We start from the raw sequence: 12,113 nt of genomic DNA on the forward strand, positions 1-12,113 counted from the left end.
TTTAATCTTGTTTTTGATTAACTGATTTTTCTACTGAATCTTTTCCCCATTTCTTTTCGATCATATAATACAAAGCTGGAAGGGCAAAAAGTGTAATGATTGTTGAGAATAATAATCCGTATACGATAACCGTTGCCAATGGACGTTGAACATCTGATCCTATTCCTGTTGCTAATGAAGCTGGTAATAATCCTAGAATCGCAACTGTGGCTGTCATCAAAACAGGTCTGAAACGATTTTTTGTCCCTTCTATAACAGCATGAGAAAGTTCCATTCCTTTATTTTTCAGTAAATTGATTTGAGAAATCATAATCACTCCATTCTGAATTGCAACTCCAAATAATGCAATAAAACCTACTGCTGAAGATACATTCAACGTCATTCCTCTTACATTTAAAGCTAACATTCCACCGAATATCGCCAAAGGAATAATTCCTATTAAAAGCAAAGCTTGTCTCAATTTACCGAATGCTGCATATAAAAGTATAAACATGACTAATATTGCAATTGGAATAATAACTGAAAGTCTTTTATAAGCTCTGTCTTGATTTTCAAACTGTCCACTCCATTTAATATGATATTGACTATGATCATAATCAATATTTTGTTCTATTTTATTTTGGGCTTCTTTTAGGAAAGAACTTAAATCGCGGTCTCTCAAATTCAGTTTTATTGTCAAATGACGTTTATTCATTTCACGTGTAATTGTACTTTCTCCTGTATTTAGTTTTACATCCGCAACTTGCGCTAATGGTATTTTTACACCATCTACATTTGTCAAAGTTAATTGTCTTATTTTTTCTGGTGTATTTCTACTATCTTCTTTATATCTACAAGTAAAATCATATACTCTATCATCTGAAAATATTTGAGAAATAGCTTTTCCTCCAATTGCGACTTCTATTAATTCTGAAACATCAGAAACATTCAATCCATATTGTGCAATTTTATCTCGATTAGCATGAATTTGAAGTTGAGGTAAAGGCGGTTCTTGATCTATTGATACATCAGCAGCACCTTTTACCATTTTTAATTCTTTCATGATATTCTCAGTTATTTTGCGTGTTTCAGTAAAATCTTTCCCATATATTTTTACAGCCAACTCACTATGTGCTCCTGAAATTTTATCCATAACCCCATCAATCATTGGTTGAGAAAAACCAACTGTATATCCTGGCATACTAGCATACTCTGATTCTAATTCTCGAATCAAATCATTCTTAGTTTTTCCTCTAGGCCATTCTTTATATGGTTTCAGTCCTATTGAAACTTCAAAATGAGATGCTGTCCATGGATCTGTTCCGTCATCATTTCTACCAGCTTGAACCATTACATAAGTAACTTCATCATATTTCATTGTATGTTCTCTCAATACATCGCTCATTTCTTTTGACTTCTCTACCGATAATCCTGGAGGTAATTCTACTTGTAACCAAATAGAACCTTCGTCTAATGTTGGTAAAAAATCTTTTCCAACAGAAATAGATAATACTATCGCGCTAGCAAGAATTAGAAGTAATGGTAGAATAACTTTTTTGGGTTTAGCAACTATTTTTTTGATAACCTTTGAATAAGATTTCGTCAGCTTTTCCAACCATTTATTATGATAAATTTTTCTTGGTTTTTTATACATTACAAATGCTAATCCTGGGATTAATAAAAGTGCAACTGATAAAGCTCCAAATAATGCATAACCAACAGTAAAAGCCATCGGAGTAAAAAGTTTACGTTCTACTCTTTCAAAAGCGAACAATGGTAAATAAGCTGTTATAATAATTAGTGTTGCAAAAAATATTGGTTTTGCTACTTGCTTTGCAACCGTTGAAATAGTTTTCTCCTTTAATTCTTCTTTTGGATTTTCCTCTCTTTTTTTCAAAACAGTTTCCATCATCACAATAGCTCCATCTACAATAATTCCGAAATCTATAGCTCCTAACGAAAGTAGATTAGCTGGAATAGATGTAAAATGCATTAATATAAATGCAATAAGCAATGAAATAGGAATTGTTATCGCTACTAGAAGAGCTCCTCTCCAACTTCCAAGAAATACAATAAGTACAATAACGACTAAACAAATACCTTCCATTAATGTGTATGAAACAGTATTAAGTGTTGTATCGACTAAATCTGTACGATCTAAAAATGCATGTATTTTTACATCTTTTGGCAACAAATCATTATTCAATTCATCTACAGCTTCATGAATACCTTCTAAAACTACAGAAGTATCTTCTCCTTTTAACAATAAAACTATCCCTTCAATTCCGTCACTATGATTTCGGCTTTTATCGCTATAACCTAAAATTCCTTTTCGTTCTAAGTTTCCATATTTTAACTCTCCAATATCTGATAATAAAACAGTTACACCTTTTTCTGATTTAATAACAATCTTACCAAAATCTTCTAAATCTTTTACAAGACCTATTCCTCTAATCACATATCCTATATCTCCTTGAGGTAATGTACTTCCTCCTGCATTAATGTTGTTTTTTTCTATTGTTTCTACAACATCATTTAACGATACATCATACTGAGTTAATTTATTTGGATCTATTTCTATTTGATATTGCGTTGTGATTCCTCCAAAATTTGTTACTTCTGCAACTCCTGAAACTTGATTAATTCTTGGTACAATAACAAAACGTTGTAAATCTGTTAATTCTCTTAAACTTTTTGTGTCACTTTCAATAATATAACGAAATACTTCTCCAATAGGAGATGTTAAAGGATCTAATCCTGGTTCAGCTCCATACGGCAACTCAATATCATTCAATCGTTCTTGAATTCTCATACGAGCCCAATAATCATCTACTCCATCTTTAAATACAATCGTAATTATAGATAATCCAAATGTACTTTTGCTACGCATAACATGCATACCTGGTAAACCATTTAGCTCTCTTTCTATTGGAATTGTTATTTGTTGTTCTACTTCTTCCGCAGCCAACCCAGGAACTTGAGTTACAACTTGTGAAGTTACATCTGCGATATCAGGATAAGCTTCGATAGATAATTGTTTCCAAGAATAATATCCAAAGAATGCAGCCAAAGAAAACAAAGCTACCATTAACCATTTTTTGGCAATCGCCATTTCTATTAGTTTATTCATCTCAATAGCTTATTTATTTTGCTCCCATTAAAAAGATACCTCCTTCAATCACTACTCTTTCTCCTACTTTTAAACCATCTGTAACACGAACAAAATCGTTATTTTCTGAAGTTCCAATTGCTTTTACATTTGCTTTTCGATATTTTCTATCACCTATTTTCACAAAAACATATTGATTTTCTTTTTCTTGAAAAACAGCTTTAGCAGGAAGGATTATCTCTTCTTTATCTAGACTATTCAATGTTACGTTAACATACATTCCTGGTTTTAAAACAAATTGATTATTATCCGTTTCTATAAGCACATCAACACTCCTCGTTTCTTCATTTAATAATTGTCCTATATTAATTACTTTTCCTTCGAATATTTTTGATGGAAAAGCATCAACTGTAAATGTTATATGTTTTAACTCTTCTAAGAAACCTAAATTATGTTCTTTTACTTGTGCCGAAATCCATACCTTTGATAATTCTGCTACTGTAACTAAAGCTTCATGATCTTCTTTTATGAATTGTCCAACAACTAAATCACTGCTTACAACTCGTCCAGAAATAGGAGACCGAACAATTAAAGATTGCCCCATTCCTACTCTAGAAGATGAATTAAAAACTTTCAATGATGCAGCAGTTTGATCTGTTGCTATTTTCTTTAACTTGTAATCTGTCTCAGCCTCCTCTAATTCTCTTTTTACACCTACAGCATGATTGTATAAATCTTTTTGACGTTTCAAATTTATTTCTGCTTGTTTTAACTCTTGCTGAGCTGAAAAATATTCTTGCTGAGCTGAAAAATATTCTGAAGATTTTATTTCAAAAATGGGAGAGCCTTTTTGTACATCCTGTCCCAATGTGACGAAAGATTTTACTATGCGTCCTGCAAAAGGTGATGCTACCTGAGCAAATCGTTCAGGAATTGCTTTTACAACTCCTGTCGAACTTAACTCCGATTCTATCGTTTGAAGTTTTGTTGTTTCTAATTTCAATTTAGATTCTATTAGAGAATTTTCTGATAATTCTATTTCATTATTTACCCAATAAAAATCTGGATTATCAGTTTGCTCTGTTTTATTTTTACAACTATTCGTCAAAAACATTGCACTTCCTACTAAAAGCAGTATAAAATGAGTTAATCTTGTTATTTTCATGAGATATTTTTTCTGTATATTCTTATTACTGTTTATTATTTTTACACTTCGTTACTTATAATTTCCCAACGAATTTTCTGGACATCTTTTTCAATTGTTAATCGACTTGCTATTTTTTCTAAAAGACTATCTTGTTGATTTAAAGCTGATATTTCTGCTGAAATCATTACAGAATCATTTATTAAATCATCATCACTTGAAAGAGACTTCATCATAAGATTTTCATTATTCTCTATTGATCGCATTAGTAATACTCTCAAATGATTTTCTACATCATTTCTACATTTTATTACCAATAAATATTCAGTATCCTTGTGGTTTTTATTTTTGAAAGAATAACGATAAATGTGATTGCTAATTGGTCTTAATAATAGATGGGCTAACATTATAATTGAAGTAAGTATAACTGCTTCTATTGAAAGTCCTGAACCGACAAATAACCCAATTGCTGCTGAACACCAAATCGTAGCTGCAGTATTCAATCCTCTTACACTTAATCCATCTTTCATGATTACTCCAGCGCCCAAAAAACCTATTCCGCTGATAACATATGAAGCTATTCGTCCTACTGCATCACCTCCGATAGAATAAGACATTAATATAAACGCTGCTGAACCTACACATACTAAAGTATTTGTTCTTAATCCAGCACTTTTTTGGCGATATTCTCGCTCTAAACCTATTGCAGCTCCTAATAGAAAAGCTAATCCTAGCTGCATTGTAAAATTCACTAAATTCATTTTTTTCCTTTTTTAAGACAAACCTAAGTTTCAATTATCTCAAAAGCAGTTATAAATGAATCTTAGGTTTATTGTTTGACAAATTGGGAATCTGTTTCCATTATATTTTTTTCTGGTGCAAATCTACAATACATCAAAAGCTACTGCTGTTAGAAACCCTTTAGAAGAATATTAGAATTTTATTAGAACAAAAAAAGCCTGCTAAATAGCAGGCTTCCATTATATTTTTTTAATGATTTAAGTTTTATTATGACTTCTTCAATACGATCTGAAAAATAGTCTCTTTTCCTTCTTCGGAATATAATTCTAAACGAGCATCATGTAAATCGACAATTTTCTTTGTTAAAGGTAATCCTATTCCTTGTCCTTGAATATTTTTATGTTTATCACTTCTAAAAAAAGGTTTAAAAATCAATGCTAATTCTTCTTGATCAATTTTATCTCCTTTATTAATAAAATTAATTTTCACTTCTTTATCATCAAAATCAACTTGAACAATACAACTATTATCAATTGAATATTTGCAAGCATTTTCTATTAAATTAGTAAAAGCAACCTTTAATAAATACTCATTTCCTATAACTGCAACTTCGTTTTCTTCTTCTGGTATTCTAATAAAATTTAAATCTACTTTATACTCTTTATTGCTTTTTTGAATTTGCGCAACAGAATCTAAAAGTATTTCATCAATCCGAATCGTTTTAAAATTTATTTCCGAAGGATCATAACTTGCTTTTGCCATATCAAGCAAACTATTTGAAAGACGAACAATTCTTTTCGTATCATTCAATGCAAATTGGATTAACTGTTGATATTCTTCGTTAGTATGCTCTTTATCTACAGCCATTTCTAACTCTGTTATAATTGCCGCCAAAGGTGTACGAAGTTCATGCGCAATATTAGAAACAAAGTTTTTTTGTGCATCAAAAGAGTTTTCTAATCGTTGCAACATTTGATTAATTGTTGTTGTTAATTCTGCTAACTCATCTCCTTTTGACTTCAATTCAATTCTCAAATCTAAATTCGAAGCAGAAATTTGTTTGGCTTTATTTGTTATTTCTTTTACAGGATTGATTGCTTTATTTGTAAAAAAGAAAGCAGACAAAATAATTAATAGCAAAGAAAGAATATAAATCAGTATGATGTTTTTCAATAAATTGTTCATTTTACTGTATCCATATTCGTCTAAAGCAGCCGCTGTTACAATGTAATGATTGCCATCTACAACATAATTCATTCCAACCACTTGCCATTTATCTTGATAAAAAATTACAAATCCTTTTTGTTGTATTTCATCAAATAATTCGTCAGTTTCTTTTACAAAATCTATTTCAACAGCATCATGATAAAGTAGTTTTTTGTTTTGATTATAAACCGCAACTTCTACTTCATTGATTGTTTGTCTATTATTATGATAAATATTATGTAAAACTTCTGAAGGAACTTTAGCTTTAAGAAAAAGATTTGATTTTGTAATTGCTTCTTTTTTCAATAATTCAAAAAACTCTTTTTCTCTATCTTTTTTAGCTGAATAATAAATAATAAAAGCAAAAAAGAAAAGTATTGCAGCTGTAAGCAAAGTGAATAAAATCGTCAGTTTAACTTTTATTTTCATCTTTTTTAAATATAAATCCCTGACCTGTTTTTGTGTGAATTAGTTTTGTAGAAAAATGTTTATCAATTTTATTTCTTAAATAATTTATATAAACATCAATAAAATTAGTTCCTGTATCAAAATGTGTGTCCCAAACATTTTCTGCAATTTCATTTCTAGACAAAACTCGTTCTTTATTTTCTAGCATATACTGTAATAATCGAAATTCTTTAGGTGTTAAATCAATTTCTTTTTCTTCTCTTTTTATAATTTTAGTATGAAGATTCATCTCTAAAGTATCATATTTTAATAAAAAGGATTGTGAATTATGATTAAAATTTCTTTTTGATAAAACCCCTATTCTAGCAACAAGTTCTCGCATTTCAAAAGGTTTCACCATATAATCATCTGCACCAGCATCAAATCCTTCTACTTTATCATCTGTTGTTCCAAGAGCTGTTAACATAATAATAGGAAGAAAAGGTTTCTGTTTTTTGATTTCTTGACAAAAATCTAATCCACTTAATTTAGGTAAAATTATGTCAGATACAATTAAATCATACTCTTCGCGAAGAGCTAATTTAAGTGCCATTTCACCATCATAAACTACAGTAACTTCGAATCCATTTTCTATTAATCCTCTTCGAATTAATTCAGACATTCTTTGATCATCTTCTACTACTAAAATATGCATACTACAAAAATAAGGTTTTAGTTTTAAGGACATTCCATTAATTTCAAATAAAAAAATCTGCATAAAAACTTATTTTTTTATGCAGATTACATCTTCTATATAGATTCTTATTACGTTTTTTTATGGCGTAGAAATAGAAGCTTGTTGAATTTTTCCGTTAAAATATTTCCAACCGTTTAATCCAAAATCGACCAAATATTCGGCCATTTCATCTGGTTGTAAAGGCGCAATATATCCCGGAAACGCTTCTTCTAACATTTCTGTTTGCACCGCTCCTAACGCTACTGCGTTTATTCTTGGACCAAGTTCATTTAATTCTTCTGCTAACAATTCAGTCAAATTAACCGTTGCAGATTTTGAAGACGAATAAACAGACAAACCAGGAAATTTCACCGAACCTTGTACAGCTCCCATTGTCGAAATATTAACTACATGAGAAGATGTATCAAATTTTGGCATCAAAACTTGTATCAAGCGATAAGGTGCCATAAAATTAATCTGCCAAGAAGTTAACAAATCCTCTTGTTGCATTTCTATAAATGGTTTGTTGATACAAACTCCCGCATTATTGTACAAAACATCTACTTTATTCCAAGATTCCACAGCTTTCAAAACATCTGAAATCTCATCAAAATTAGCCAAATCAACACCGATAAACTGATATTGATTTTCTTTTGCAAAAGCTGTTAATTCCTTCAATTTATCTACATTTCGAGAGACTGTCAACACTCGATTTCCTAATTCCAAATGTTGTTTTGCCAATTCAAAACCAATTCCTCTACTCGCTCCCGTTACAATTATATTTTTCATAGTGTTGTACAAAATTTACAATTTCTTCTATCGTTTCAAACTTTATTCCTTCAAAGATGATGTTATTTTCTGTGATTTCAATATGATTTTCCGCATTATTTTCTACAGAAATTCCATTTCGAATTAAGGCATTTTTCACCCAAAAAGCTAATTCCGAATTTCCTTTTACACCAATCGTTTTAGAAAATGATTTTTGCGTTGAAAAGCGATTATTTTTTTCATCATACGTTAAATTTTGATTGGATAATTTTTGAATAATTTGATGCTCAAAAGCCATTTGTTCTGAAATATTTTCAAAAAGGTTTCCATTTTCAATCCACCAAATTTTATCCGCTTTTTCCAATGCAAAATCAACTTCGTGTGTGATCATCAAAAACGATTTATCTGTTTTCAATTTTAATTCATTCAACAAATTGAAAATACGATATTGATTCGCTAAATCTAAATTAGAAGTTGGCTCATCCAAAATAACCAATTTCGCATCTTGACACAACGCACGCGCAATCATCACCAATTGCAATTGACCTTCACTGATTTCATTCGCAAATTGATTCGCTAAATTCGAAATTCCAACCAATTCCAAAACCTCATCAATTAAGTTTTGTTCTTCAATAGAAATCTTTTTCAGAACCTTGTGATAAGGCAAACGTCCCATCGCAACCAATTCCGAAACTTTAATTTTTGGAACAACTGACAAACGTGGTAAAACGACTGCAATTTGCTGCGCAATTTCTTGAGAAGATAATTTTTTGATTGAATGATTTTCTAAATAAATTTCTCCATTCAGTGTTTTCTGAAAACCTAAAATCGAATTAATCAATGTTGATTTTCCTGCACCATTTTTACCTAAAACAGCAACTAATTCATTCGAATTTATACCCGCATTTATAGCTGAAACAATTTCTTTTGAACCATATCCAACTGAAACATTTTCTAATTTCAAAACGGAATTTTTCATCGCACTTCGTTTTTATTGTTCAACAAAATACTAATGACAATCGGCGCTCCAAACAATGCGGTAATGATATTAATTGGTAATGTTCCGAACGGAAAAACTTCGGTCAAAATCGAAAATAATAACATAAAAAATATTCCTGAAACGAAAATCCATCGGTATAAAATTTTCATATCACCTGTTCGTAACAATGTTCTGCAAATATGTGGAACTGCCAATCCTATAAAGCTAATTGGTCCTGCAAAAGCCGTAGCTGAAGCAGTTAATAAAGCTGTTGAAACTAAAATCGTAAAACGTAATTTTTTGATATTAATTCCTAAAGATTGTGCATATTTTTCTCCCAATAAAAGAGCTGTAATTCCTCGCAAAGTAAATAAGGAAACGATAATTCCACACAAAACAAATAAACCAAAAACGCCTAATTGTTCCCACGACAAACCGCTCAATGAGCCGAATCCCCAAACTAAATACGCTTTAATTTTATCTGAAGGAGCAAAATATTGCATCATACCAATTAATGCGCCCGCTAAACCAGCAATCATAAATCCGATAATCACCAAAGAAGCGGATGATTTGACACGAAATGATAACGAAATTACTAAAAACAACGCGATAATTGCGCCTAAAAATGAAGCAATAATTGTAATCCAAGGATTATTGAGAAATTCTTCTAAACCTATCATCGAAAAAAGAAAAATCACAATCGCAACACCTAAACTTGCCATCGAAGTTATTCCCAAAACAGAAGGTTCTGCCAACGGATTTTTGAATAATTCTTGCATCAAAAAACCTGAAATCGGCAACGAAATACCTACCAATAAAGCAGTTAATGATTTTGGTAAACGAAAATTAAGAACAAGGTTGTGCAACATTTCGTCTGAATGACCAGAAAAAACATTAAAAATTTCGGTGAAAGAAATCGAGACTTTTCCAACGCTTAAACTCAAAACAAAGAATAAAAGTGTTAGAATTATTAAAACAAAAAATAGTAGTTTTTCTTTCATCAAGACAAAGATAGAAATTCTAATAATTTCTTAAAGTTTAATTGTGAATTGGTTTTTATTGAAAATTAATGATTAGTTTCGTTTCATGAATTTTAGAAGTTTCATTTTAATTATCTCTTCGATTTTTGTGCTACTTACGCCATGTAGCATCAAAGCTTCTATTCATACGATTTTGGAAGTAGAAAATGTTCATCAAACAAAAACTTCTCAAGTCAAAATCAATCAAAATCATTCGAATTCATGTTCTGTTGTTAAGTTTGAAACTATTAAAAAATCAACAAAGAATCTTGATGTTCCGAATTTCGATTTACCAAATTCACCGATTCATTTCATTGGGTTAGCACGTTCTTCATTAATTGAAGAAGATATTGATTCGAATGAAATTCAATCACCAAAAATACCTTTTTATCTGTTGTATAAGCAATTGAAATATTCGTTGATATCTTAATTTTTCACAATTAATTTAGACAACAATATTCAATCACTTATATAAAAATTCATGCAAAATAAATCTGTTTTATCAATGGGTAATGCTGTATTGGCGTTACGTTTAGTCATTGGTTGGACGTACTTTTCTGCCTTTTGGAGGCGTTTAATTTTAGAAAATAAACTTGATCCAGAAGCTGCGGGTTATATTGGCGAAAAATTCAATCATTTTTTACCAAATGCCCTTTTCATCAAACCACTTATTCAATATTTAGTCGAAAATCCTGAAGCCTTACTTTGGAACATGTGGATTTTCACCATTGTAGAAGGCGTTGTAGGCTTACTCTTAATGCTTGGTTACAAAACACGAATCATGAGTATTGCCGTTTTCTTTTTGGCAATGGGAATTTTACTTGGTTCGGGCTGGATTGGTACAACTTGTCTGGATGAATGGCAAATTGGTGTTTTAGGATTAGCTGGAGGTTTTACGCTATTTCAGGCTGGTTCTGGAAAAATTTCGTTGGATTATTTTTTCAATAAAAATCAATTTATTCAACAAGAAAATAATTGGAATTCAATTTCAATCAAAAAGTATAGACCTTATTTTGTAGGTCTTAGTTTTTTTATTTTATTCGTTACTTTGTTTACAAATCAGGTTTTTCATGGTGGAGTTTACGGGACTTTGCACAATAAATCTGTCAAACCAAAAGTAGAAATATCTAATTTGAAACAATATCAAAACAAGGTTTCATTTGATGTAATGCGAATAGAAGGCGCTGATGTTTATGGCTCTTTTTTAATTCAAATAGATTTTCATAATCATCAAAATGAAATAATTGAAAGTTTGGATATGAAAGAGTTATCTAATTTGGACAAACAACAAATTTCGAATTATTATGTAGCAAAAGTTACACCGAACAAACACAGTTTGGTGTTACCTTTGGGAGCGAAAGCAAATCTGAATTTTGATATTTCAGACAAAATTCACAAAGTAGTTTTAACCGATATAAGCGGATTACAATGGGAACAAACAATAACAAATTTATAGCAATGTTAAAAAGAAATTATTCAACAATTATCATAGGTGCGCTGGCTTTGGTCTTACTTTTTGTGCCAGAAGCAAAAGCAATGATGCAACAAGGTTTAATGAAATTAGGCTTATTTGAACCGAAATTAGAAAAAGTTGAACCAACAACTCAACCAAAATCTAAAGCAAATTATACATTCGAAATGGTGTATGCTGACGGAAAAGCAATCAATATGGAAGATTTGAAAGGTAAAGTTGTATTCATGAATTTTTGGGCAACTTGGTGTCCGCCTTGTATCGCGGAAATGCCATCAATTCAAAAACTTTATGATAAAGTAAAAGATGATAACGAAATCGTTATTTTGACGGTTGAAGTAGAAGGAAAACGTGATAAAGTAGCAAAATTTATGGAACGTAAAAATTTATCGTTGCCTGTAGTTTATCCAAATTCATCTATTCCTACTGAGTTTTTTAATGGTTCGTTACCAACAACAGTTATTTTAGACAAGAAAGGAAATATTGCACATACAACAATGGGAATGGCGGATTATTCTGGACAAGATATTGTTGATTTCTTAAATGAACTGAAAGCGATGGATTAATCATTCAA

At 30.7% G+C, this 12,113-nt stretch carries 11 protein-coding genes; 3 read left to right on the forward strand and 8 right to left on the reverse strand.

Features of this window, described 5'->3' with window-relative positions; translation table 11 throughout:
- Position 1: 1 nt before the first annotated feature.
- The 8 genes from B4H69_RS11530 to B4H69_RS11565 all read right to left on the reverse strand — a co-directional run bounded on the left by B4H69_RS11530 (position 2) and on the right by B4H69_RS11565 (position 10,050).
- On the reverse strand, positions 2-3,109 hold the full coding sequence (locus B4H69_RS11530; protein WP_291094040.1) for an efflux RND transporter permease subunit: 3,108 nt from the start codon (positions 3,107-3,109) through the stop codon (positions 2-4).
- 13 nt (positions 3,110-3,122) lie between these two features.
- Complete coding sequence (locus B4H69_RS11535) at positions 3,123-4,253, reverse strand: efflux RND transporter periplasmic adaptor subunit (protein ID WP_291094042.1); 1,131 nt, start codon at positions 4,251-4,253, stop codon at positions 3,123-3,125.
- Positions 4,254-4,294: 41 nt separating this feature from the next.
- Entirely contained in the window at positions 4,295-4,972 is a 678-nt protein-coding gene (locus B4H69_RS11540; RefSeq protein WP_260392420.1) for an MgtC/SapB family protein, read from the reverse strand.
- 268 nt (positions 4,973-5,240) lie between these two features.
- Positions 5,241-6,608 (reverse strand): HAMP domain-containing sensor histidine kinase, encoded by a 1,368-nt coding sequence (locus B4H69_RS11545; RefSeq protein WP_280046041.1) that lies wholly within the window; start codon positions 6,606-6,608, stop codon positions 5,241-5,243.
- The gene (locus tag B4H69_RS11550; protein ID WP_114999365.1) at positions 6,592-7,281 is read right to left on the reverse strand and encodes a response regulator transcription factor; all 690 of its coding nucleotides are present in this window, start codon (positions 7,279-7,281) and stop codon (positions 6,592-6,594) included. The genes B4H69_RS11545 and B4H69_RS11550 overlap by 17 nt, the downstream gene beginning before the upstream one ends.
- Positions 7,282-7,401: 120 nt before the next feature.
- Complete coding sequence (locus B4H69_RS11555) at positions 7,402-8,091, reverse strand: SDR family NAD(P)-dependent oxidoreductase (RefSeq protein WP_114999363.1); 690 nt, start codon at positions 8,089-8,091, stop codon at positions 7,402-7,404.
- Positions 8,060-9,049 (reverse strand): ABC transporter ATP-binding protein, encoded by a 990-nt coding sequence (locus B4H69_RS11560; protein WP_291094048.1) that lies wholly within the window; start codon positions 9,047-9,049, stop codon positions 8,060-8,062. The genes B4H69_RS11555 and B4H69_RS11560 overlap by 32 nt, the downstream gene beginning before the upstream one ends.
- Complete coding sequence (locus B4H69_RS11565) at positions 9,046-10,050, reverse strand: FecCD family ABC transporter permease (RefSeq protein ID WP_291094051.1); 1,005 nt, start codon at positions 10,048-10,050, stop codon at positions 9,046-9,048. The genes B4H69_RS11560 and B4H69_RS11565 overlap by 4 nt, the downstream gene beginning before the upstream one ends.
- 85 nt (positions 10,051-10,135) lie before the next feature.
- Here B4H69_RS11565 and B4H69_RS11570 point away from each other — a divergent pair, with 85 nt between their 5' ends.
- The 3 genes from B4H69_RS11570 to B4H69_RS11580 are packed head-to-tail and all read left to right on the forward strand — an operon-like array spanning position 10,136 to position 12,105.
- Complete coding sequence (locus tag B4H69_RS11570) at positions 10,136-10,498, forward strand: hypothetical protein (RefSeq protein WP_125350607.1); 363 nt, start codon at positions 10,136-10,138, stop codon at positions 10,496-10,498.
- Between the two features lie 51 nt (positions 10,499-10,549).
- Positions 10,550-11,524, forward strand: coding sequence for a TQO small subunit DoxD (locus B4H69_RS11575; RefSeq protein WP_280049714.1), 975 nt, complete (start codon positions 10,550-10,552; stop codon positions 11,522-11,524).
- Positions 11,525-11,526: 2 nt separating this feature from the next.
- Positions 11,527-12,105 carry a TlpA family protein disulfide reductase gene (locus tag B4H69_RS11580; RefSeq protein WP_260392418.1) on the forward strand — a complete coding sequence of 193 codons (579 nt, stop codon included), beginning with the start codon at positions 11,527-11,529 and terminating at the stop codon, positions 12,103-12,105.
- The last annotated feature ends 8 nt before the right edge of the window (positions 12,106-12,113 follow it).

It is taken from the genome of Empedobacter sp. UBA6745 (genome assembly GCF_002453775.1).
Lineage (GTDB): Bacteria > Bacteroidota > Bacteroidia > Flavobacteriales > Weeksellaceae > Empedobacter > Empedobacter falsenii_C.